Source organism: Massilimicrobiota sp. An134 (assembly GCF_002160815.1).
GTDB classification, from domain to species: Bacteria; Bacillota_I; Bacilli_A; order Erysipelotrichales; family Coprobacillaceae; genus Allocoprobacillus; species Allocoprobacillus merdigallinarum.
Genome location: NZ_NFLH01000035.1, coordinates 1 through 23,691, shown reverse-complemented (window position 1 = coordinate 23,691; position 23,691 = coordinate 1). Strand labels below are relative to the sequence as shown.

Below are 23,691 nucleotides of genomic sequence, written 5' to 3'. Positions count from 1 at the left end.
ATATATCATCACTGTCTGGGGTGTGGGATATAAATTCAGCGAAGAAGAAAAACCGTAGCTGTATTTCACAATTCATTGTGATCTGCACGCTACGGTTTTATCTATTGAACTGATTTCTTATTTCCTTGTCCCTACGCATGGCTGATTTTGCACATTTCAACAGGTCAACTAAAAATCGGGTTTCGTATTCGTCGCAATCTTCAAAAATCTCTTTTGCTTCTCCCTTGAAAATATTCTGTGAAGCAAGTACATTATCACATAGGAGAACATCAACTGATACGGAAAGAGCATTGGCAATCTCAATCAGTGTCGGCAGGCTGACTTTCGTTTTCCCTGTTTCCACGTTGCTCATGTGGGCTGGGGTAATATCTATAAGGTCTGCGACGGCTTCCTGTGTTATGCCTTTCTTAATTCGTGCTATCTTGATACGCTGTCCGATTGCTTTATAGTCTATTTCCACAGTTTCCCTCTCCTTTCTTGCTTTTCATTATTGTAACTATTCACAGAGTGTAATATAATAGTCTGTATAGATGAAACATTTACTCACTATATTTTTGGCAAATTTTTTTGAAATATATCATCAATTTTGAGAAAAGAGGTGTTCTGACCGTATGATGAAATTCAGTAAAAGGGACAGCAGAAAAATGATAAAAGAAATGGCTCGTCTGCATGGGCTTTCCGTTTCAGAAGTTCGTGAGCAGATACAGGGGAAAATCATAGACGCTATGAACAGTGACGACCCAGAACAGCAGGCAGAGTTTAAACGAATGTTTGGCAACAGCACACCTACACCAGAGGAATTTATCTGTGTTGCCAGCAGGCAGTTAAAATTTTAATGATTTAGGAGTGGCTATTATGGGACAAGCGGAGAACCAAAAGGAAGTATTTCTGTCTGTATGCGGACAGCATGACTACGACTTACTGACGGGCAAGGAAGCCATGACACAGACAGATTTTGAACGTATCACCTATATTACTATGGCTCTGGGCTATACTTCCTATACACAGGAATTGATTGGTGAACATTTGGATTTGGCGTGCAACGAAGCGGAACGGGCTGACAGGGAATTTGATATTCTGCAAGACTATCCAGCCTATTATGATGATGAAAAGGTCTACGAACAGAGAGATAATTGGCTGGCAGACTTCATCAGTCAAGTACCGCCAGCAAAGCAGGACGATATTCGCCAGCTCATCAAAGAAAATACAGAGATTATCTGATACACAGGGTTATCGCAATCACAGCATATATGCTGGGTGTGATAGCCTTTTTTAGTTCCTGCCAAAAAACAGGAACTTGGACGGAATTAGGACGGATTTATCTTTTATGCTTATTCTGTTGAAATTTGCCTTATTTTGGCAAGGCGGTTTCTTCACGGGAGGATTATAAATGACAGGAGTGCATAAAAGAAAATCATCAAAAAAATTTTAATCCATGTTAAGGGAGTTTACAGCTATTTCCGTGTAGAATTTCCTCAATATTTGTCGATTGTATTCGCTAAAGCTCAACGAGGTTATCAAAACTTCTTGGGCTTTTTTGCTTTTTCTGGATTTCTTTTTCAAACTTTGCCAGTTCATATCCTCTCATTTGTATTAATGACGGAAAGGGGGAAGGAACGGTTACAATCACCGCCTTTTGACAAGCGAAAGGAGGTGAAAATGTGAAAAGACCCACTTCTCCGGAAGATGTCCAGAAAGTCTTTGACTGTTACTGCAAAAAGATTTTGAAGAATGAAGCAATCAATATTCAAAAGCACTACCAGCGTATGAACGATTTGCAGATTTCCTTTTCAGAACTCACGCCAGAACAGCTTGCGGAACTCTCGACTTATGATGATTATTCCACGGACTATGACCTTTACAAAGTCATGGGCTATGATGTGAAAATCAAGAATGAGCTGTTGAGTGAAGCATTGCAGGAACTTTCTGAGGAAGAACGCTTTATCTTGTTGCTCTACGGTTTAGGCTTCAACGACGGCGAGATTGCCGACTTGCTGAAAATTGTACGCCGTACAGTGAACTATAAGCGTCAAAGAGGATTTGAAAAAGTCAGAAAAAGAATGGAGGAAAAACAGCATGAAGAAGAATAAAGCGGTACATAAAGGCAATGGCTTATTGCCTTACCCTGTTATCGTTTCCGCTTCACAGGGTGATATTCTGGCTATGAATGTTGTGTTATGCCATTACGAGCCATACATTGCCCGCTTGTCCATGCGAACAAGCATTGACGAATACGGCAATCCTCACACCAGCGTTGACGAGGATATGCGTAGCCGTCTGGAAGCAAAACTGATTGAGCAGGTACTTAATTTCAAAGTAGCATAAACCAACGTCCTATTGCAGAGTGACGCATTATCCCCTTTCCTGCGTCCTCTCTGGGGCTTGTATATCTATCAAAACCCATATGACTTCATATAGGTTTTGACAGGCGTATAAGCCGTTGCGGTCTTTGACAACTGAATAAAGCAGACAGATACGTTTGTGATACAGCGAGCCACGGGGACTGTACGCCATGACCTTTCCAAAAGAGAGCGAGCGACCCACGCAGTGATCCGAGAGCGACCTTTGGAAAAGTCGCCCCGCCATGACCTGTATTCACAGGATAATGATACGTCCCAGAGGTGGTTTTGCTCATAGGAATGAGATTGGTTGAGATACCAGCGGAGCTTTTCCAGAGCCGTCTGTCTGCTTCCAAAAGACACACAGTAAAGGGGGTGCTTATATATGACGAACAATACTGATGTGCCTATCTGGGAAAAGTACACGCTGACGATTGAGGAAGCGTCAAAATACTTCCGTATCGGGGAAAAGAAACTGCGTAAGCTGGCAGAGGAAAATCTCGACGCTGGCTGGGTGATTGTGAATGGAAACCGTGTGCAGATTAAGCGAAAACAGTTTGAGAAAATCATTGATACATTGGACGAAATCTAATGTCAGCGAGCCGTAGATATGGTATAATAAAGTATAGCGTATCAACGGCTCATTCCTTGACGGAAAGGAGCTTCGCACTATGTCTAATGTAAAAAGAAAAGACAATAAGGGACGCAATTTACGACTTGGAGAGAGCCAGAGAAAAGACGGAAGATACGTTTACAAATATACCGATATATACGGGAAACCACATTTTAAGTATGCTTGGAAACTTGTTCCAACAGACAAGACACCTGCTGGGAAACGTGAAGATTTGTCGTTGAGAGAAAAAGAAAAGCAGATTAAGAAAGACCTTGCCGACGGTATCAATACCATAGGTGGGAAAATGACAGTCTGCCAGCTCTACGCAAAGAAGAACAGCCAGAGAAAAAATGTGAAACGCAATACAGAAAAAGGTCGCCAGTACCTTATGAAAATTCTGGAAAACGACCCTCTGGGTGCAAGGAGCATTGATACGGTGAAGCTATCGGACGGTAAGGAATGGGCTATGCGAATGTATGAGAATGGCTTTTCCTACAAGACGATTAGCAATTACAAGCGTTCTCTGAAAGCGTCATTCTATATGGCGATTGAGGACGACTGTATCAGAAAAAATCCTTTCAGCTTCAAATTGAGTGACGTTCTGGAAGATAATTCAGAACCTAAAGTCATTCTCACGCCAGAGCAGGAAGAAAAAATGCTTGCCTTTATGGAACAGGACAAGGCGTACAGCAAGTATTATGATGAAGTGGTTATTCTTCTGGAAACAGGGCTTCGTATTTCTGAATTTTGCGGTCTGACAGTCCATATTGATATGGTGAACCGTATCATCAATGTAGATCACCAGCTATTGAAAGACAGCGAAATCGGCTACTACATTGAAACGCCTAAGACCAAAAAAGGAGAACGCCAGCTTCCAATGACAGAAAGAGCTTATCAAGCCTTTAAGCGAGTGTTACAGAACAGAGGAAAGGCAGAGCCTATCATCATAGGCGGTTACAGCAATTTCCTGTTCCTAAACCAAAAGGGCTTCCCTAAAGTGGCTGGAAACTATGAAAGTATGTTGCGTGGGCTTGTGAAGAAATACAACAAGACACATAAAGACCAGCTACCAAACATCACACCACACTCATTCAGACATACCTACTGCACGAACATGGCAAACAAAGGAATGAACCCGAACACCCTGCAATACATCATGGGACACGCAAACATCACCATGACATTAGGGTACTACGCACACGGTACTTTCAATTCAGCAAAAGCAGAACTTGAAAGACTGGCTCTTGCTTCTTAAGTCGGTGATTGTACTACTCATTTACTACTTTTGGTTGCATTATCATGCTGGTAAATGCCAGCTTTTGCAATGTATCTTCCAAACAGAAAATGCCGATAAAGCCCTAAAATACAGGCTATACCGACATTTACCAGCTTATGAAAAGATAATCAGAAATTTAGTAAGTTTTTCAAGCTAAAAAAATATGAAAAAAGTATATAATGAATATAAATAAGGAGGTTATTATGGAGAAACGTTGGAATTTAGATCAATTATATTTATCTTTTCAAGATCAATCATTTTTAAATGATATTGAAACATTAAAACAAATGTTAGAAGATATGCAGGAATATTCTCAAAAGGAAAAAACAGAAGACAATTTAAAGTCATATTTAGAACAATCCAATCAACTTTCGGATCTGGTAGAAAAAATATATGCTTTTATATCATTAACAATGAGTAGTGATACAACGAATCAGGATGCTTTGAAATATTCATCTGTTATTGAAAATCTTTTAGCAGGTTTTGCAGATGCACAGGCAAAAATTGATCGTTGGATTGGTCAGTTTGATTTGGATCATATTCAAGATTCTTATATTCAAGAACATCTTTTTGTTTTAAAAGAAACACAAGAACATAATCGTTATTTATTAAGTGATGAGGGAGAAAAGATTCTAGCTCAAATGAAAACAACTGGCTCAAGTGCCTGGTTGAAATATAAAGATCAGTTAATTGCTTCTATGAAAGTATCTATGGATGATAAGGAGTATCCTTTGACAGAAGTTTTAAATATGGCTTATTCAAAGGATAAAGAGGTGAGAAAGAAAGCATATGAAGCTGAGATAGCATCTTATTTACAAGTAGAACAAGGTGTTGCGAGTGCTTTGAATGCAATTAAAGGTGAAGCCATAACAAGTGCCAATCTTCGAGGTTATGATTCTGTTTTACAGCGTACTTTGATAGATTCCAGAATGTCACAAAAGACATTGGATGTCTTGATTTCTACAATGAAAAAAGCTTTACCTATGTTTGAAAGATATTTTCAATTAAAGGCTCAAGCGTTAGGTTATACGGATGGATTGCCTTGGTATGAATTATATGCTCCAATTGTAGAAAGTGATATGTCTTATCCTTTTGGAAAAGGTAGTCAATTTGTTGTAGAACAGTTTTATACTTTTTCAAAGCATTTAGGAGATTATGCCAAGAAGGCTATTGAAAATCAATGGATTGATGTTTATCCAAGAACGGGAAAAGTTGGAGGTGCTTTCTGTCATAATTTACATTGTATTCAGGAAAGTCGTTTCTTATTAAATTATGGAAATGAGTTTGGTGATACTATTACTTTAGGTCATGAACTTGGACATGGATTTCATGGTGAATGTTTAAATACACAAACAGCTTTAAATGCTGACTATCCAATGCCTATTGCTGAAACGGCTTCAACATTTTGCGAAACAATTATCAAAAAGGCAGCGCTCAAATCTGCTGATGCAAAAGACAAATTGTTTATTTTAGAAAATGAACTCTGTGATTGTGCACAGGTGATTGTGGATATTTATTCACGTTACTTGTTTGAAAGTCGATTGATTGAAAAGCGTCAAGAAGGACCATTAAGTGTTGAAGAAATCAAAGCGTTAATGTTAGAAGCTCAAAAAGAAGCCTATGGTCATGGTTTGGATCATCGTTACCTACATCCTTATATGTGGACATGGAAACCACATTATTATGAAGCTGATTATGCATTTTATAATTTTCCTTATGCATTTGGTTTATTACTTGCAAAAGGATTATATGGTTTATATCAAAAACAAGGTGCTACATTTGCTGATACGTATGAACATTTCTTATCATTAACAGGAAAAATGAGTTTAGAAGATGTGGGTAAGAGTGTTGGTATTGATTTACAGGATCCAGCATTCTGGCAAAATTCTATTGATATGATAAAAGATGATATTGATTTATTTGAAAAGTTATTAAAGCAATTGGTGTAACGAAATGTTACACCTTTTTTGTTGCAATTTTCATAAAATAAGAGTATATTGTTTAGTTGTAAACAATATACAAGTAAACTAATGAGGTGAGATATGAAAACGAACATTGAAACATTATTAGATTATTCAATACAGATTAGAAAGTATTATGCACGTGTTTTAAATGAGAGATTGAAAGATTTGAAATTATCGCCTAATGAAATGAATATCTTAATTTTATTATCAAATAATCCAAGTATTACAACAAGTACACAGTTAAATGTCTTTTTAGGAGTTTCTAAGGGACTCATTAGTCGTAGTGTAGAAAGCTTGGTGAAAAAAGAGCTGATTCGTATAGAAAGTGATGTCACTGATCGACGTATTCAACATATTTATTTAACAGCCGATGCAATTGAGGAGATAAAGATTTTAAAAAAAGAAATTCGAAAAATTAATGAAGATATTTTATCAGAAATTCCAAAAGAAGATATTCAAAAAATGGAAGAAACGCTAATAAAAATAAGAGATCATTTTAAAGAAAAAAATGAGGAGGTATGTTTATGAAATTAAAAATGTCACAAGAAGTGGACTTAGGAAAAGAACCCATAGGACATTTATTGTTTATTTTGGCTGTACCGGCTATTACATCGCAGGTTGTCAATGCTTTATATAACATGGTCGATCGTATGTATATAGGACATATTCCAGAAGTTGGTTCTGCAGCTTTAACAGGGGTAGGAGTCTGTTTTCCTATTATCATGATTATTTCTGCTTTTGCATACTTATTTGGTATGGGAGGAGCACCACGAGCTAGTATCTTCATGGGGAAAAAAGACAATGATACGGCTGAAAAAATTTTAGGTAACTGTACAACATCACTCATGATTATTGCCGTTTTATTGACAGTTTTGGTTTTGATTTTTCAAGAACCATTATTATATCTTTTTGGAGCGAGTGAAAATACAATTGGTTATGCCATAGATTATATGACTATTTATGCGATTGGAACAATCTTTGTACAATTGACATTAGGGTTAAATGCCTTTATATCAGCACAAGGATTTTCAAAAATTAGTATGTTAACTGTTGTTATTGGAGCTGTCACAAATATTGTTTTAGACCCTATTTTCATTTTTGGATTGAATATGGGGGTACAAGGTGCAGCAGTTGCGACAGTCATGTCACAAGCTTTAAGTGCCATTTGGGCATTCTGGTTCTTATCAGGAAAAAATACGATTTTAAAATTAAAAAGAGAAAATTTAAAAATCAATTTTCATATTTTATTACCATGTATTGCTTTAGGTGTTGCTCCTTTTGCAATGCAGGCTACAGAAAGTGTTTTGGTACTGTGCTTTAACTCATCATTATTAAAATATGGTGGAGATTTAGCTGTTGGCGCTATGACAATCTTATCAAGTGTTATGCAATTTGCCATGTTACCATTACAAGGTTTAACACAAGGTGGACAACCAATCATCAGTTATAACTATGGTGCTAAACAAGGTGATCGTGTTCAAAAAGCATTTAAACTTCAAACCATTTCATGTTTTTCATATTCATCTATACTATGGTTATTGATTATGATTTTCCCAAGTTTATTTGTTGCGATTTTTACAAGTGATCCACAATTAACAGAAATCACAATTTGGGCATTAAGAATTTATATGGCTGGAGTCTTATTAATGGGTATCCAAATTTCATGTCAACAGACATTTATCGCCTTTGGAAATTCAAAAAAGAGTGCATTTTTGGCAGTCTTTAGAAAAATCTTGGTTTTAATTCCTTTGATTTATATTTTACCTATGTTTATATCAGATCAGGTTTTTGCAGTCTTTTTAGCAGAACCTATTGCTGATACAATTGCTGTTTTAACAACGTCAACAATGTTCTATTTTGAAATGAAAAATAAGATGAAAGAAATGCAGACAAAACAATCATAAGAAAGGAAAGTTACATGGTTATTGAACAGTTTAAAGATGCATTTATTGATGAAGTGATGAGCGATGAGTGGCAGGAAGAAATTCTGCCACTTAAACAAATGATGGCTTATTATCGTTGTGCCATCATGGAAGTAGAAACAAAATTTAGAGTTTTAAATGAAGAACTTTCTCTTTGTTATGACCGTAATCCTATTGAATCTATTCACTCTCGCTTAAAATCTAATGCAAGTATTACAAAGAAGCTGAAGTTAAAAGGTTATCCGATTAATGTTGAAACAATGGAAAAATATCTTTATGATATTGCGGGATTACGTGTTGTCTGTTCATTTAAACAGGATATCTATCATTTGGCTCAATGTTTATTACAACAAGATGATATTCGTTTAGTCAAGAAAAAGGACTATATTCAAAATCCTAAAGCCAATGGTTATCGCAGTTTGCATTTGATTATTGAAGTTCCGATTTTTTTAGAGAATGAGAAAAAATGGGTGAAAGTCGAAGTTCAGTTCCGTACTTTAGCGATGGATTTTTGGGCCAGTCTAGAACATAAATTGAGATATAAAAAAGTCATTGATGACGATAAAGAAAGTTATATAGCTTATCAGTTATTGGAATGTGCACAGATGTGTAATGATTTAGATGATAAAATGAGTTCAATTAAAGAATATTTAGAATAAGAATCACTTTTATAAGTGGTTCTTTTATTATTATGCTTTATAAGCATGGTTGAATATGAAATATAAGTATTTGAAGAGAAGAAAGGGTTGATATAAAATAAAGATGAAAGTTGTGGTGGCATTATGCAAATAGAAAGATTTCAATGGAAAGAGACATCAAGAATCGTAGAAATGATCTGTCAGGTCTGGAAATTAGATCGCATGTTTAAAAGTTTAAAAAATGGTATGATTTTCTCACAAGAATATTTTTATGATGTTTTATTACATTCCACAGATTTATTTATAGCAACCAAACAACAGCGTATTGTTGGTTTTTTAGCATTATCTTTATCTAAAAAAGAGAAAATTCTGATTCCTGAAGAATATCAGAATAATCTCTATCATCAACATGATGATTTTCATTTGATTTCTTCCTATCGTCAAATGATGCAAAACTATCATCAAAACTGTGAACAGTTATTACCCAAGATGCATCAAAACTATGATGGAGAGATTGTTTTATTTATGGTTGATGAGACATATCAGCATCAGGGATTAGGAACGAAGCTTTATGAGTATGCAGAATATTTATTTAAAATAGAAAACTGTTCCCATTATATTTTGTATACCGATACAAGCTGTTCTTTTGAATTTTATGATCATCATCAAATGAAACGATTAGATCAATATCGAAGAGATGATGATTTTACAATTTATTTATATGCAAAGGAGTTGAAATCCATGGAATATAGACAATTACCACATGGAAATGAAAAAATTAGTGTGATTGGTTTAGGAACCAGTTCACTTGGAGAATCAAGTGATGAAGAAATCATTGCGACGATTCAAGAAGCTATTGATCAAGGTGTGAATTATCTAGATTTAGCAAGTGGACATGCTAAAACATTTCAGGCAATTGGTCAGGCTATCAAAGGACAAAGAGAAAAAGTTTATTTACAGATTCATTTTGGAGCTAATTATGAAACAGGTGAATATGGATGGACAACAAATTTAGATAAGATCAAACAATCTATTCAATGGCAGTTAGAAATGTTGCAGACAGATTATATTGATTTTGGTTTTATTCATTGTATTGATGAAGAAGCAGATTTAAAAGCGATTGAAAAAGCGGGTGTTATTGATTATATTCAAGAATTAAAAAAACAGGGGATTGTCAAGCATATTGGACTATCATCACATACTCCTGAAATTGTGCATAAAGTCTTAGATATGCATATATTAGATATGGTGATGTTTAGTATTAATCTTGCCTATGATTATAAACATGGTGAATATGCCATTGGACAGACTGATGAGAGAATGGCTTTATATCAGCGCTGTGAAAAAGAAGGTGTCGCTATTTCAGTTATGAAAGCCTTTAGTGCAGGACAGCTCTTGGATGCAAACAAATCACCTTTTCCGCAGGCCTTAACACGTATTCAATGTCTTCAATATGCATTAGATAAGCCAGGTGTTGTGACTGTCTTACCTGGTGTTAGAAATCGTGATGATTTAAAAGAAATTTTAAAATATACACAGGCCAGTGATAAAGATAAGGATTATACTGTTATTTCAACATTTGATGCTGTAGAACATCAAGGAAAATGTGTTTATTGCAAACATTGTCATCCTTGCCCTATGGGCTTAGATATTGCTTTGATGAATAAATATTATGATCTATCTTTATTAGGTGATGATTTAGCTAAAGATCACTATCACCATTTAGAAAAGAAAGCAAGTGCCTGTGTGCAATGTGGGCATTGCAATCATCGTTGTCCTTTCCATGTTGATCAAATGCAAAGAATGGAAGAAATTGCCTTATATTTTGGAGAATAGGAGTGATGGAAATGAAAAAAATTTTAGTGTCTTATTTTTCAGCAAGTGGAGTCACTGCAAGAGTGGCTCAAAAACTATCTCAAGCTATTGATGGGGATTTACATGAGATCATACCAGCTCAACCTTATAGTCAAGCAGATTTAGATTGGACCAATCCACAAAGTCGCAGCAGCCAAGAAATGAAAAATAAAGCATATCGTCCAGCTATTCAAAATGAAGTTAAAAATATGGATGATTATGATGTGATTTTTATTGGTTTTCCAATCTGGTGGTATGTGGCACCAACGATTATCAATACATTTTTAGAACAATATGACTTATCAGGTAAAACAATTATTCCTTTTGCGACATCAGGAGGCAGTGGTATGGGAAATACCACTCAGGAATTAAAAGTTTCTTGTGGCAATGCCAAATTATGTCAAGGACGTCGCTTTGATAGTCAGGTTGATGTGGATACATTAAAAACATGGGCTGAATCATTTTTATAAGAGATATGAACTGAGCTAATTTGATTAAAAATTTGCGAAAGATTCATATCTTTTTCTATTAAATTAAAAAAATAATCATATATTAATAATGAGAAAAGAATTGTTTTTCTTGATATTCGAGAGATGAAAAATTGAATGCAGATATTTAATGCAAGTATCATATTTTATTTGAAATTCTTATATGTTATAAGCAGAGGAAATCCATGGTAGATAGAAGAAAATTAAAAATTGATTAAGGTTTTATTGATTATCACAGTCGTATATTTTGTTGTTATCAGATAAAAGTGCGAACAGACTAAAGACATTTTTGATTTAACTAGTCTTATCGTTTTGCTTAGAATAGTAGAAGATGGGAATTATAGAAGTAGAAAGAATATATTTTTATAGTATTGAAGTTTCATGTATTTTCACTGAATGTATGCTTTTTGTTTATATCAGTTATGTACTTGTAAAAAAGTCAAAGATTTTCATCATTTTATATTTGATTGCCTATATGTGATGCAATATTGTATACCTTAAATGGAAGTTGAGATACAAAAAGATATGATTTCTTTGTGTTTTAAATTCAAAAGATTTTTATTAATTTATTTTTGTAAATAAGGAGTGAGAAGGAGATATATGAAAACTAAACAGACAAAACTATTGTATTTTGTTAGTGGTATTTATATCGTGACGCTTTTATTTGCTTTTGTTTTAAATATACAAAAAGGAAATCTCAAAGATATCATGATGTGTTTTGTTGCCTGTATAACACCATGGCTTTTTCCAATTCTTATGCGTTTGTTTTATTTGAAAATGACAGATGAAATCAAAATCATTAATGTGATTTTTATATACTTTGCTTCACTGGTAGGAAGTTCATTAGCTGGATATACATTACCTTTCTATGATAAAATTGTCCATTTTTTCAGTGGAATTCTTGCCAGTATTATCGCAATGATTCTTTATTGCATGATTAAAAAACAACGCACTATTTATAATAAGCAGGATTATATTCTTTTTTTTATATTTATGATGACAGTTAATTTGTCAATTGCTGTTATTTGGGAGTTTTATGAATATTTTATGCTTGTCTTTTTCAATAAGGACTGTATTCTACATTACACAACAGGTGTCCATGATGCCATGACAGATATGCTTTGTGCACTTGGTGGTGGATGTGTAGTGCTATTGGAAATGATTGCTCATAGAAATCGTCAGGAGTTACCTTTCTTTATGCGTATTGTTGAAAAATTCTATGATTGTAATATGAATGATCAATCATAGATATATAATCAGGAAAAGAGGATGAAGATGTTAAAAAAACAAACAGGGATAAAATCACAGTATATTGTTGAAATTGTGAATGATGATATGATTAAGTGTCAATGTTATGATAATCAAACAGAATATACATACTTTGAAAGGTTCGCTGCATCAAAGAATCTTAAAAAGGGTGATTTATTAGCGGATGGTGAATTTGGAAAATTGATTTTATTAAAAAATAAACAAAAAAGAAATTTCTTTAGTCACAAACATTAAGAAATAATGATACAATATAAAAAAGAGGTGTCATTATGAAAAAATTAAAAACCATATGGTATAGCTGTTTAATCATTTATATTGTCACTTTGATATATGCTTTTTATGTCAATTGGCAAGGAAAGTATTTTGGAATGACTTTTGTTGCCTGTCTGACACCGTGGATTTTACCTGTACTCATGAAAATATTACATATCAAAGTTCCATTAGAATTTTATATCATTAATCTTGTTTTTGTTTATTTTGCCAGTCTTTGGGGAAGTTGCCTTGGAGGCTATTCAACGCCCTATTATGATAAATTTATACATTGTGCCAGTGGTGTTGTCATTTGTGAATTGATATATTTTATCTATAAATATTTTTTGAGAGAAGATCATCGTCAAAGTCTAATGTTTCTATTTTTGAATGCTGTTAATGCTTTAGTGGCTTTATTATGGGAGTTTTATGAATATGCTTTGTTAGTCTTTTTTAACTATGATGCTATTAATCATTGGACAAGTGGTGTCCATGATACATTGACAGATATGCTGGTTGCTGTGATTGGTGGGCTTGTTTTATCTTTCTATTTGATACATTTTGATCAAAGTCCCAAAGAACATTTCTTTGTGTCTTTGGAAAGAAAGATTTATCAGTTAAATCATAAAAAAGACTCATAACGATATGAAATGATACAGAGAATGAATGATCAATATTCATTCTTTTTTATATGAAATATGCGATTATCAAAAGATTAAACATTATGTATTATTGTAGATAGAGGTGTCATTTTTATACCTAAATATACAAGAAGTGGTATAAATGATAAAATATTGCCGAGGAAATAGAAACCTTGTCGTTTATGATTGTAATGATTATGTAAAGTTACGGAATTTATAAACAACAGAAAGTCTTTTAGAAGATGTGAAAAACATGGAACATGAAAATAGATGGAGAAAAATCATTTGGGAAAATCGAGATGAGATTTTCTCTTTTTTATGTAGTTGGTATTTTGATGAAAGTTTAGTATAATAGACATATGGTGGTGAGGGCAATGGAAACTTTTTATAAACAGGAAGATTTAGAAGTCTTTAGAAAATGGGTTTATTATCAGGTGACAAGTGATCCTCGCTTAAAGCTAGAAAAATATGATTCAAGAACTTATAAAATTTATTATAAAAATCGTGTTGCCAGATTTGTTGTTTGGCCTATAGGAATTGTAGAAGAAGCGATTATGGAAGGAGAAGAACTGTTATTTTATTTACATTATCAGTTTTATAACTTTCATTATGCAACCAATCTGTTTCATCGTATGATGGAAAAACTGCTTGAAGATGAAAAGCCAAATTATCATATTTTATTATGTTGTTCAGGTGGTATGACAACGGGATATTTTGCTGAAAAATTAAATAAATATTGTCAGTTAAATCATTTGCCTTATCATGTTGATGCAACAGCAGTTTATCAGTTAGAAAATGTTTATCAAAAATATGATTTGATTCTCATCGCTCCTCAACTCAGATATAAACAACATGAGTTATCACAAAAATTAAAACCTGTTTTAGTAGATAATATAGATGCTTCTATTTTTGCTACTTATGATTGCCAAGCGATGATTGAACATATAGAAAAAATAATAAAGGATGAAAATAAATGAGTGAAAAAGAAAAAATGAAGGCTGGGCATTTATACCAGTCATATGATCAGGAATTATATCATGAAAGAGAAATTTGCAAAAGAATGCTCTATGAATATAATCGTTATACTCCTGTTCAAAAAGAAGAAAAAGATGTTTTATTAAAGAAATTATTGAATTGTAAAGGTGAATTATGGATTGAACCACCTTTTTATTGTCAGTATGGTTACCATATTACGGTTGGTATTGATTTTTATAGTGATGTCAATCTCACTATTTTAGATCAGGGACTTGTAGAGATTGGAGATCATGTTGTCATGGGACCAAATGTGAATATCTATACTGCTTCTTATCCTTTTCATGAAGGACAAAGGATGCAAGGCTTAGAATATGCACGTCCAGTTAAAATTTATGATTATGTCTGGATAGGTGGGAATGTGACTATTTTACCAGGTGTTAAGATTAATCAGGGTGCTATCATTGGGGCAGGGAGTGTTGTCACTCATGACATTCCGCCATATGTGATTGCTGCAGGGAATCCATGTCAGGTGATTCGACCTATTACCAAAGAAGATCTTCATAAAAAATGGTAAATAACACAATTTGAAAAATCTTTTTACCTTGTTTTAACACTTCTTTTTGAAAGGAATGTTAAAATAACCTTGGTGGTGATAAGAGTGGATTATTTGGGATTGATTGTTCCAGGATTGTTTTTAGCCATATTAGGGGTATTAAATCAAATAGAGGGTCATGAAAAGTTATAAAAATCTTTTCAATAAAGAAAAAAGAGATTATAAGTTCGACTTACAATCTCTTTTTTGTGTTATTATTTTTCGAAAGTTTTGTATTATATGAACTACAATCTCCATCTCTCTACCAAATAACTTCCACCTTGCTCTTCTTCCTCACCATATCCGTATCTCTACGGACATATCTATTTTAACATTTTTTTACAAGAATGCAAGAATCTTTTGTCAAATTATAAATGATTATGTGGAAGATCAGAAAAATTAATAAGTTTAATATGATTTTCTTGTATGAAAGTTTTGACTTCTGGTGAAGTTAAAAGTTCAAGTTCTTTCATACGTGGTAAGTTATAGCTGGACATATCATAGAGCCTCTGATCAAGATAAGCAGGGTGACACATGAATTCCAAAGGTCCATGATAGGATGAAAGAATTTGTGTAAAATATTGATAATTAGCATCATCATTATACATCTGATCATAAACAGGAATATAAGGATATGTATCAAGAACTTGTTCACGTTGGCGAATAGGTAAATCATATTCTAAAGCTAATCGTTTTGTAACATCCAAATGCCATGGTAATAGATGGACATGATGGTGTGAATCAATATGTGTTGGCTTATGTCCGGCTATTTCAATAAATTTGTCTATTTGAGCTTTCCATTCACGATAAAGTTCATCTTGATTAGCATGTGGTTTTCCATCAGGATAATCTTTTGGTCGAATAAAATCTCCATTTTGATCTGTATAGGATTGAGCTCCTTCTACTAAAGGACGACCAACGGTTAATACCAGGTGAACTCCAACTCCCAGTTGTGGGAATTTTTTAGCTTGTTTTAAAGCAAACTGAGCATAGGGCATATTCATCATACATGTTGTTGAAGTAATAATGCCTTGACTATGCCCTACAAGTATACCAATGGTATTGGCTTGTGTCATTCCAAAATCATCAGCATTCACTATTAATTGATTAATCATAAAAAATTACCTCCTATACATGATTATACTCGAAAAATAAAAATGGAAGTGTTTTTTTCATATTCTTAAAATAATTCTTTGAGTCTTGTAGATGATTGCTATATAATAGAAAAGAAATCAAGGAGGGTTATGATGAATAAGATTACGGGTTATACAGGATTATATGGTATTGTTGCCAATCCTATTAAACATTCCTTTTCACCAATGATGCATAATACGGCTTTTCAATACTTGGGTATTGATGATGTCTATTTGGCATTTGAGGTGGAGGAAAATCATTTTGCCAATTTTATAACAAGTGTCAGAATATTACCCATCAAGGGATTTAATGTATCCATGCCATATAAAGTGAAGATTTTATCTTATCTTGATGAATTGACTCCTGAAGCTAAACTCTGTCAGGCTGTCAATACAGTCAAAAATAATCATGGTAAGCTGATTGGTCATATCAGTGATGGAATCGGTTTTATCAAGGCCTGTGAAGAAAAACATTGGAATCTTCATCAACAGAAAATTGTTGTTTTGGGTGCTGGTGGGGCTGCTAGAGCTATTGTGGCTGCACTGACAAAACAGGCTAAGGACATTATTGTTTATAATCGCAGTCATAAGGATTGGGTTGAACAAATGAATCAACAATGTCATTGTTCTATAACATTAAAATCCTTGCAAGATATGCAATCTTTAAAAAATGATTTAAAAGATGCTTATTTGCTTATTCAAACCACAAATGTAGGAATGGAACCACATACTGATGGATGTTTAATTCCTGATGAATCTTATCTCAATAAGTCATTAAAGGTGGCTGATATTATTTATAATCCTCAAGAAACAAAGTTATTAACCTTAGCAAAAGAAAAAGGTCTTGAATATATGAATGGAGAAGGCATGATTCTTTATCAGGGTGCTGTTTCTTTTGAATTTTGGACGGGACAGAAAATGCCTATATCAGAAGTCAAGAAAAGTTTGAAAATGGAGTGAGAGAAATGAAAGAAATTATTGTAGCTTCTACAAATGAAGGAAAAATTAAAGAAATCAAAGCAATGTTAGAAGAAATTGGTATCGAAGTCAAATCATTAAAAGATGTGTTTGATCAAGACATAGATATTGAAGAAAATGGAAAGACTTTTCAGGAAAATGCTTTAATTAAAGCTCAGACAATCTGTGATATGATTCATAAGCCTGTATTGGCAGATGATTCTGGATTGGAAGTCAATGCCTTAGATGGAGCGCCTGGTATTTATTCAGCACGTTTTATGGGGCATGATACAAGTTATGATATTAAGAATCAGTACATTATTGATGCTGTTAAGGGTAAAGATAGAGGTGCCAGATTTGTTTGCGCTATGGCTTTATGTAGACCTGATCAACAGCCTATCTTGATTGAAGAATATTTTGATGGAGAAATTTATGATAAAATTGAAGGTGAAAATGGTTTTGGATATGACCCAATTTTTTATGTGCCAGAACTTCATAAAACATCTGCACAATTGACATTGGAAGAAAAAAATCAGTATTCACATCGTGCCAAAGCACTTAAAAAGCTATATACAATTTTGAAAGGTGAGGGAGATTAATCATGAATCATATTGTTTTAGTACATCCTGCAATCCCTCAAAATACAGGGAATATTATGCGTACTTGTGTAGCAACACATTCGAAGTTGCATCTTATTAAACCATTAGGTTTTTCTTTAGATGATAAACATATGAAACGTGCCGGGTTAGATTATATTAAGGATTTACAAATGCAGGTATATGAAAACTGGGAAGATTTTGTGAGTCAAAATCACGGCGATTATCATTTTTTTACACGTTATTCAAAACTATGTTATAGTGATCAAAATTATGTATCTGACCAGGATCAATATATCATCTTTGGTCATGAACATGATGGAATTCCACATGATATTTTAAAACAGCATTTAGATGAATGTGTTCGTATTCCAATGGATGCTGATGCTAGAAGTTTAAATCTTTCTAATTGTGTCGCTATAGGTATTTACGAAGTATTACGCCAACAAAGCTATCCTGGTTTATCTAAAGTAGAGGTGCAAAAAGGTGCTGACTTCATTTATAAAGAATAGAAAAAGTGATATTTTCTTAGCTGTTGTTTTCGCTATTTTCATTATCAGTTTTGCGGTAGTATTTACAGTTTTCTTTAAACCGCTCTATTATTTTGATATTGATTTTTTAAATCTGAGTGAAAGTACAGGACTTTCAGCTGATGTCATTCGTCATAATTATGATGTTTTGATTCAATATCAGAGTCTTTTTTACCAAGGAGATCTCAATCTACCAAATTTTGTTATGTCGACAAGTGGACGTATTCATTTTGAGGAAGTTAAAAGAATCTTCGAAGCAATCCAAATGATTTGTGTTATCAGTGGAATCATGATATTTATAATGGGAATTTATCGTATAAAACAGCATGAATATCGTTTTTTAAGATTAACGTCATTGTTTTCAGTAGGTATCCCTTTAGTTATTGGATTTTTTGCGGCGATTGATTTTAATAAGGCTTTTATTCTTTTTCATCAAATAGTATTTAGAAATGATTATTGGATTTTTGATGAAACAACAGATCCAGTCATTACTATTTTACCAGAAACATTTTTTATGCATTGTTTGATGCTTATTATAGGTATAGTTCTTGTCATCAGTCTTATATTATATCTGATTTATTTAAGACAAAGAAAAAAGATTCTAGAAAATATATAAAACCTGTTATGTTGAACATAACAGGTTTTATAAAATATGACGTTTTTGTAGTTCTGTTCTTAAATCACTTTGATAAGGGAGATAAATACCATGGATATTTAATTCTTCAGCCATTTTAATATTGGCAAGCATATCATCAATAAAAACAGATTCTTCAGGTTGAAGATGGTATCTTTCTAAAAGTAGTTTGTAGATTTTTTGATCAGGTTTAACTAGATGTTCATTAGCTGAAATCACACCACCATCAAAAAGTTTAAAGAAATCATATCTTTCAAACATCGTTTTAATAGCTTCTTTATGGAAATTTGATAATAGGTATAATGAATAACCTTTTTCTTTTAACTCCCTGACAATAGCAACATTGTCTTCTAAAGGAGTCATCATATGAGTCCAAGTTTCCATGACAAAAATAATTTCATCATGGTAGTGAGGGTGTTTTAAAGTTAAAGACTGGATAGCATCTTGAATCATCATTGTTCCCATATCTAGTTTTATCCATTCATCACTAGAAAAGATAATCATCATCAAATCCCCCATAACAGAAGGCTGAAAATGTTTTTGTAAATATGCTTCAGGTTGAAAATCTAAAAGGACATTACCTATATCAAAAATAATATTTTTCATAAAATTGTTCTCCGTTCATACCAAATTCACATAATTAAATCATCATGTTACTATATATTCTAGCATAGGAGGTTGTGTAGATGAAAGCATTTTTAGAAAAATATAATGGTTTAAAATATTTATTGTATTTTTTTATTGCTTATATGATTGGTTTTATGTTATTAGAAAATCATCATTCATCACGTATGATTATTACAGATTCATGGATTGATTCTTATATTCCATTTAATGAGTATTTTGTTATTCCATATATATTATGGTTTGTATTTATGGTATTAGGTTTTGCATATTTTGTTTTTATTGATCAGGTTGGTATTAAAAGAACATATTTTTACCTGTTTTTAGGTATGAGTTTATCTTTGCTTATTTATGCATTGATACCTACTGGTCAAAATTTAAGAGTTCAGTTATATAATGAAAACATATTTCAATGTCTGGTTAGCTTTATTTATTCCGTTGATTCATCTACCAACGTCTGTCCTAGCATTCATGTATATAACAGTGTTATGATGTGTGTATCGCTATTGAAAAGCCAAAGAATTAAACAGTATTCATGGTTATGTGTCGCTATTGTTGTTTTAACAGTGTTGATTTGTCTTTCAACTGTTATGATTAAACAGCATGCATTTATGGATATTGTTTGGGCATTGATTTTAGCAATGGTTATTTATTATATTGGAAAAAGCAAGTATGCCTTTTAATGGATGATCAAAAGCTAATAAAAATGCTAAAAGTAAAAAAGAGCATTGTATCATATGCTCTCATGTTAAAGATATCAGTGTTATTGATAGTGAAATCTTTATGAAATGAATACGTTTGTATAAAGTTTAAAACCCAATTATGTTTATTCATAATTGGGTTTAGATTTTTATCCTTTAAAGAAAGTATATGCTTCAAAATGAGCTTGTGGATGATCGCAAGCAGGACATCTTTCAGGAGCTTCAGTTCCTTCATAAATAAATCCACAGTTATTACATTTCCACATAACAGCTTCGTCTTTTTTGAAGACTGTTCCATTTTCTAAGTTTTCTAATAATTTTAAGTATCTAGCTTCATGCATTTTTTCAGCAACAGCGATACTTTGACATACTTTAGCGATTTCAGGGAATCCTTCTTCTTCAGCAATTTTTGCAAATTCAGGATACATGTCAGTCCATTCTTCATTTTCACCAGCAGCAGCAGCTTTTAAACATTCAGCAGTTGTTCCAAGCATGATTGGGAAATCACCTTCGACATGTAAAGCTTCTCCCTTTAATTCAGCATTTAATAGTTTCATTAATCTTTTAGCGTGTTCTTTTTCTTGATTTGCTGTTTCTTCGAAGATATTAGCAATTTGTACATATCCTTCTTTTTTGGCAATTGAAGAATAATAAGTGTAGCGATTTCTTGCTTGAGATTCTCCAGCAAATGCATGTAATAAATTGTTAGCAGTTCTTGTTCCTTTTAATGTTGGCATGATAATGCCCTCCTTCCTATGATTTTTTCTTTGAACAATGTGAACATGTTCCATGAAACAAAATATGTGCCCCATGAATATCATGTTCGGATTGTTCGTTGACCTTATTAATAAGTTCATCCAGGGTAGATTGTTGACAAACGATATCTTGAATAGTTCCACATTCATCACATACCATATGAAAATGGGGTTCAATACGTGCATCGAAATGAATAACTCCATCACCAATATCTAAGCGTGTAATTCTTTTATGATCAGCTAATAAATTAAGATTTCGATAGACAGTTCCCAAACTAATATCAGGAATCAATTGTTTGACTTGTTTATAAATATCATCCACATTAGGATGTGACCAGTCATTTTTTAAAACTTCGTAAATTGTTTCCCTTTGTTTAGAATATCTTAACTTTGTTTCAGACATACTCTCACTCCTTATTAATAATGGTTACTATTATTATACCATATATCCTATGATTGTCAAATAATCCTGATGTTGAAATCATTTTATATCATCAAGTATTGTAAAAGTAAACAAATAATAAATGAAGAGAGTCCATGAAGCACTCTTGCGATGAAATATTTTCTAAAAGAATAGGGGATACCATCTAAAATATTATCCACTTGCATTAAAACTGATAATCCTGAAAATGATAAATAAAAGCTGACAAAGGGATAGACAAGCAGATGTTGATATTGTAATAATTGAATAGAACCGGAACTGAATTCTAAAAAACCTTTGATGATATTTAAAAGAAATGGGTTATGAACAATGGTCTGTAAGCTATAACCAATAAATTGAAAGACAAGCATATAGCCTAAAATAAATATAAAGGCTGTTAAAGAGGATGTAATACTTTTTTTTAGGGCTTCTACAAATCGCATCTGGGGATGAATGATTGGCTGAATACTTTCATGAAAAGACATCCATTGGTAATCTTGATGATAAAAGACAGCTTTGATTATACTTGGAAGAATATGACTTATATAAATCATCAGTGCAATGGAAAAAGGCAGTTTTAGGGAAACAAAGATAAAGCTTAATGATGAAAAGGATGCTATGGAGAGAAGATGTTGTAGTTGAGAAATATTAATATAACCTAATTCATAGGATTCTCTTAACATTTTTGCATTGGTTGGATAACCACAGAAAAAAGAAACAAAATAAAGAGAAGACATATGTGGTGTTAAATGAAAAAGTGGTGAAAAGAGAAATTGGATAAAATAACTGATGAGTTGAAAGATACCTAAAGATAAACATAAAGAAATTAAAATCATAAAGGGTAATAAAGATGGTAATAAATTAGTAAGGACAATCTGAATGACCTGAGAAGATACTTTGACAATCTGGAACATATTGAAAAAAGAAAAAAGAGTTGTAAAAAGAACAAGACAAAGTGTAAAATAATAATTAGCTTTTTTCATAAAGACTCCTTATCTGAAAGAGGTGAATAAAGATGAAGGGAATATTAGTTGGTGTTCAATATCCACAGATGCCATATGATTTTGATATATCTATGCAGGAGTTAAAACAACTGGCTTATGCCTGTGATATTGAAGTCAAAGCTGTGGTGACACAAAACTTAGATACGATTTCTCCTCAATATTATATTGGTAAAGGGAAAGTCATGGAAATTAAAGAATTAGTAGAACAAGATGATATTGTGATTTTTAATGAAGAATTGACACCTTTGCAGATCAAAAACTTAACTGATCAATGTCAGGTAGAAGTGACTGATCGTAGTGATTTGATATTACGTATATTTGCTTCAAGAGCGAAAACAAAAGAAGCCAAATTAGAAGTCGGCATAGCCAGACTTCAATACTTACTTCCCAGATTAGCAGGAATGAAACAGAATCTTTATTCTCAACAGGGAGGTATGGGCTTTCGTGGTAGTGGAGAAAAGCAGATTGAATTAGATCGTCGTCGTATTCGTCGTCAATTAACGCAGGCTAAACGTGAATTAGCGATGATTGAAAAACAGCGTCAGACACAAAGACAGTTAAGAAAACATCACCAGGAAAAAGTGGTTTGTTTAGTGGGATATACAAATAGTGGTAAATCTTCTTTATTGAATGCTTTGACTTCTAAAAAGGTCTATGAAAAAGATATGCTTTTTGCGACTTTACAGACATCATCAAGACGTGTTTATATGAAAAAACATCATGTCATCATGAGTGATACAGTTGGTTTTATTCATCAGTTACCACACTCATTTGTGCAATCTTTTCGTTCAACATTAGAAGAAGTGAAAGATGCTGATTTGCTTATTCATGTGATTGATGCATCTTCACCTTATTACCATAATCAAATAGAAACAACTTTATCAGTTCTTAAAGAACTTGATGCTTTGGATATTCCAATGATTTATGTTTATAATAAAATGGATTTGGTTCATCAGCCCATTGTTCATGAACAGGGTATATGCATAGATGTTTCAGTGAAAGAGAAAAAGCATTTAGATGATTTAGAAAATATGATCATTGATATTCTCTTTAAAGATTATGAATTGATAAGTGTTTATATTCCTTATGAAGAAGGGCATATTTTTAGTGAAATAGAATATCAATATGAAATACTTCATACTGAATATTTAGAAAAAGAAATCTATGTCAGCTTTTATGTGAATCAAAAACATAAACAGCGTTATCTTCCATATATGAAAAAAACGGATAGTTGACAATAAAATGAGCTATCCGTTTTATTATGAATATTTTTTATAAACAAAAGGTTTATGAATATTGTCTCCTGTTTATAAAGCAAATGATACTACCAATTAAAAAGAGAAATAATAAACTGATTTGTAAAAATCTTTTCATTGAAATAACCTCCTTTATTAAAATATAAAAATCTAACCCTAGATAAATGTTGGTAACTATATTTAAAATATATTGATTATATGGTCTTAAATGAAAATTCATTTGTAAAGTCACTATATCTTAGCTCACACATGGAGTTCAT

Annotated in this window: 29 protein-coding genes; 23 read left to right on the top strand and 6 right to left on the bottom strand. The window is 32.8% G+C overall.

Features of this window, described 5'->3' with window-relative positions:
- Nucleotides 1-97 precede the first annotated feature (97 nt).
- Nucleotides 98-460: a helix-turn-helix domain-containing protein gene (locus tag B5E79_RS11400; protein ID WP_087201944.1), complete on the bottom strand. Its 363-nt coding sequence runs from the start codon at nucleotides 458-460 to the stop codon at nucleotides 98-100.
- A 151-nt stretch (nucleotides 461-611) separates the two neighbouring features.
- On the opposite strand from B5E79_RS11400, the gene B5E79_RS11395 reads away from it, so the two are divergent.
- The 17 genes from B5E79_RS11395 to B5E79_RS11305 all read left to right on the top strand — a co-directional run bounded on the left by B5E79_RS11395 (nucleotide 612) and on the right by B5E79_RS11305 (nucleotide 14,802).
- Nucleotides 612-836: a hypothetical protein gene (locus tag B5E79_RS11395; RefSeq protein WP_087201942.1), complete on the top strand. Its 225-nt coding sequence runs from the start codon at nucleotides 612-614 to the stop codon at nucleotides 834-836.
- A 19-nt stretch (nucleotides 837-855) separates the two neighbouring features.
- A complete protein-coding gene (locus B5E79_RS11390; RefSeq protein WP_087201941.1) occupies nucleotides 856-1,221 on the top strand; it encodes a hypothetical protein in 366 nt (121 codons plus the stop codon).
- Nucleotides 1,222-1,661: 440 nt separating this feature from the next.
- Nucleotides 1,662-2,090, top strand: coding sequence for an RNA polymerase sigma factor (locus tag B5E79_RS11385; RefSeq protein WP_021374998.1), 429 nt, complete (start codon nucleotides 1,662-1,664; stop codon nucleotides 2,088-2,090).
- Entirely contained in the window at nucleotides 2,077-2,325 is a 249-nt protein-coding gene (locus B5E79_RS11380) for a helix-turn-helix domain-containing protein (RefSeq protein WP_032547283.1), read from the top strand. The genes B5E79_RS11385 and B5E79_RS11380 overlap by 14 nt, the downstream gene beginning before the upstream one ends.
- Nucleotides 2,326-2,724: 399 nt before the next feature.
- Complete coding sequence (locus B5E79_RS11370; RefSeq protein WP_010817916.1) at nucleotides 2,725-2,931, top strand: excisionase; 207 nt, start codon at nucleotides 2,725-2,727, stop codon at nucleotides 2,929-2,931.
- A gap of 79 nt (nucleotides 2,932-3,010) precedes the next feature.
- Complete coding sequence (locus tag B5E79_RS11365) at nucleotides 3,011-4,207, top strand: tyrosine-type recombinase/integrase (RefSeq protein WP_087201939.1); 1,197 nt, start codon at nucleotides 3,011-3,013, stop codon at nucleotides 4,205-4,207.
- A gap of 224 nt (nucleotides 4,208-4,431) precedes the next feature.
- On the top strand, nucleotides 4,432-6,177 hold the full coding sequence (locus B5E79_RS11355; RefSeq protein WP_087298102.1) for a M3 family oligoendopeptidase: 1,746 nt from the start codon (nucleotides 4,432-4,434) through the stop codon (nucleotides 6,175-6,177).
- A 93-nt stretch (nucleotides 6,178-6,270) separates the two neighbouring features.
- Nucleotides 6,271-6,720, top strand: a complete 450-nt coding sequence (locus B5E79_RS11350; protein WP_087244473.1) for a MarR family winged helix-turn-helix transcriptional regulator — start codon at nucleotides 6,271-6,273, stop codon at nucleotides 6,718-6,720.
- A complete protein-coding gene (locus tag B5E79_RS11345) occupies nucleotides 6,717-8,096 on the top strand; it encodes an MATE family efflux transporter (RefSeq protein WP_087298101.1) in 1,380 nt (459 codons plus the stop codon). The genes B5E79_RS11350 and B5E79_RS11345 overlap by 4 nt, the downstream gene beginning before the upstream one ends.
- A 14-nt stretch (nucleotides 8,097-8,110) precedes the next feature.
- Entirely contained in the window at nucleotides 8,111-8,773 is a 663-nt protein-coding gene (locus B5E79_RS11340; RefSeq protein WP_087298100.1) for a GTP pyrophosphokinase, read from the top strand.
- 123 nt (nucleotides 8,774-8,896) lie between these two features.
- Complete coding sequence (locus B5E79_RS11335; protein WP_087298099.1) at nucleotides 8,897-10,588, top strand: aldo/keto reductase; 1,692 nt, start codon at nucleotides 8,897-8,899, stop codon at nucleotides 10,586-10,588.
- An 11-nt stretch (nucleotides 10,589-10,599) separates the two neighbouring features.
- Complete coding sequence (locus B5E79_RS11330) at nucleotides 10,600-11,076, top strand: flavodoxin (protein WP_087298104.1); 477 nt, start codon at nucleotides 10,600-10,602, stop codon at nucleotides 11,074-11,076.
- Between the two features lie 618 nt (nucleotides 11,077-11,694).
- Complete coding sequence (locus B5E79_RS11325; RefSeq protein WP_087298098.1) at nucleotides 11,695-12,342, top strand: DUF2238 domain-containing protein; 648 nt, start codon at nucleotides 11,695-11,697, stop codon at nucleotides 12,340-12,342.
- Between the two features lie 27 nt (nucleotides 12,343-12,369).
- Nucleotides 12,370-12,597: a hypothetical protein gene (locus B5E79_RS11320; RefSeq protein WP_087244478.1), complete on the top strand. Its 228-nt coding sequence runs from the start codon at nucleotides 12,370-12,372 to the stop codon at nucleotides 12,595-12,597.
- Nucleotides 12,598-12,632: 35 nt separating this feature from the next.
- Entirely contained in the window at nucleotides 12,633-13,253 is a 621-nt protein-coding gene (locus tag B5E79_RS11315; RefSeq protein WP_087298097.1) for a DUF2238 domain-containing protein, read from the top strand.
- Nucleotides 13,254-13,627: 374 nt separating this feature from the next.
- Nucleotides 13,628-14,230, top strand: a complete 603-nt coding sequence (locus B5E79_RS11310; protein ID WP_087298096.1) for a PTS sugar transporter subunit IIB — start codon at nucleotides 13,628-13,630, stop codon at nucleotides 14,228-14,230.
- Nucleotides 14,227-14,802 carry a sugar O-acetyltransferase gene (locus B5E79_RS11305; protein ID WP_087298095.1) on the top strand — a complete coding sequence of 192 codons (576 nt, stop codon included), beginning with the start codon at nucleotides 14,227-14,229 and terminating at the stop codon, nucleotides 14,800-14,802. Before B5E79_RS11310 ends, B5E79_RS11305 begins: the two co-directional genes overlap by 4 nt.
- A 386-nt stretch (nucleotides 14,803-15,188) precedes the next feature.
- On the opposite strand, the gene chbG is transcribed toward B5E79_RS11305, so the two are convergent.
- The gene (chbG, locus tag B5E79_RS11300) at nucleotides 15,189-15,935 is read right to left on the bottom strand and encodes a chitin disaccharide deacetylase (protein WP_087298094.1); all 747 of its coding nucleotides are present in this window, start codon (nucleotides 15,933-15,935) and stop codon (nucleotides 15,189-15,191) included.
- Nucleotides 15,936-16,067: 132 nt separating this feature from the next.
- Here chbG and aroE point away from each other — a divergent pair, with 132 nt between their 5' ends.
- The 4 genes from aroE to B5E79_RS11280 are packed head-to-tail and all read left to right on the top strand — an operon-like array spanning nucleotide 16,068 to nucleotide 18,652.
- Complete coding sequence (aroE, locus tag B5E79_RS11295) at nucleotides 16,068-16,913, top strand: shikimate dehydrogenase (protein ID WP_241147492.1); 846 nt, start codon at nucleotides 16,068-16,070, stop codon at nucleotides 16,911-16,913.
- A gap of 5 nt (nucleotides 16,914-16,918) precedes the next feature.
- Nucleotides 16,919-17,509 carry an XTP/dITP diphosphatase gene (locus B5E79_RS11290; protein WP_087244484.1) on the top strand — a complete coding sequence of 197 codons (591 nt, stop codon included), beginning with the start codon at nucleotides 16,919-16,921 and terminating at the stop codon, nucleotides 17,507-17,509.
- Between the two features lie 2 nt (nucleotides 17,510-17,511).
- The gene (locus B5E79_RS11285; RefSeq protein WP_087244485.1) at nucleotides 17,512-18,018 is read left to right on the top strand and encodes a tRNA (cytidine(34)-2'-O)-methyltransferase; all 507 of its coding nucleotides are present in this window, start codon (nucleotides 17,512-17,514) and stop codon (nucleotides 18,016-18,018) included.
- Nucleotides 17,993-18,652: a TIGR01906 family membrane protein gene (locus B5E79_RS11280; RefSeq protein WP_087298092.1), complete on the top strand. Its 660-nt coding sequence runs from the start codon at nucleotides 17,993-17,995 to the stop codon at nucleotides 18,650-18,652. The genes B5E79_RS11285 and B5E79_RS11280 overlap by 26 nt, the downstream gene beginning before the upstream one ends.
- A 27-nt stretch (nucleotides 18,653-18,679) precedes the next feature.
- On the opposite strand, the gene B5E79_RS11275 is transcribed toward B5E79_RS11280, so the two are convergent.
- Nucleotides 18,680-19,276 carry an HAD family hydrolase gene (locus B5E79_RS11275; protein WP_087298091.1) on the bottom strand — a complete coding sequence of 199 codons (597 nt, stop codon included), beginning with the start codon at nucleotides 19,274-19,276 and terminating at the stop codon, nucleotides 18,680-18,682.
- A gap of 80 nt (nucleotides 19,277-19,356) precedes the next feature.
- Here B5E79_RS11275 and B5E79_RS11270 point away from each other — a divergent pair, with 80 nt between their 5' ends.
- Nucleotides 19,357-19,977 carry a phosphatase PAP2 family protein gene (locus B5E79_RS11270; RefSeq protein WP_087298090.1) on the top strand — a complete coding sequence of 207 codons (621 nt, stop codon included), beginning with the start codon at nucleotides 19,357-19,359 and terminating at the stop codon, nucleotides 19,975-19,977.
- Nucleotides 19,978-20,144: 167 nt separating this feature from the next.
- Here the strand turns inward: B5E79_RS11270 and rbr are convergent, their stop codons facing one another.
- From rbr to B5E79_RS11255, 3 genes are all read right to left on the bottom strand, one after another.
- On the bottom strand, nucleotides 20,145-20,732 hold the full coding sequence (rbr, locus tag B5E79_RS11265; RefSeq protein WP_087244489.1) for a rubrerythrin: 588 nt from the start codon (nucleotides 20,730-20,732) through the stop codon (nucleotides 20,145-20,147).
- A 16-nt stretch (nucleotides 20,733-20,748) separates the two neighbouring features.
- The gene (locus B5E79_RS11260) at nucleotides 20,749-21,153 is read right to left on the bottom strand and encodes a Fur family transcriptional regulator (RefSeq protein WP_087298089.1); all 405 of its coding nucleotides are present in this window, start codon (nucleotides 21,151-21,153) and stop codon (nucleotides 20,749-20,751) included.
- 83 nt (nucleotides 21,154-21,236) lie between these two features.
- Complete coding sequence (locus tag B5E79_RS11255; RefSeq protein WP_087298088.1) at nucleotides 21,237-22,154, bottom strand: hypothetical protein; 918 nt, start codon at nucleotides 22,152-22,154, stop codon at nucleotides 21,237-21,239.
- A 32-nt stretch (nucleotides 22,155-22,186) separates the two neighbouring features.
- Between B5E79_RS11255 and hflX the strand changes: the two genes are divergently transcribed.
- A complete protein-coding gene (gene hflX / locus B5E79_RS11250; protein WP_087298087.1) occupies nucleotides 22,187-23,410 on the top strand; it encodes a GTPase HflX in 1,224 nt (407 codons plus the stop codon).
- The last annotated feature ends 281 nt before the right edge of the window (nucleotides 23,411-23,691 follow it).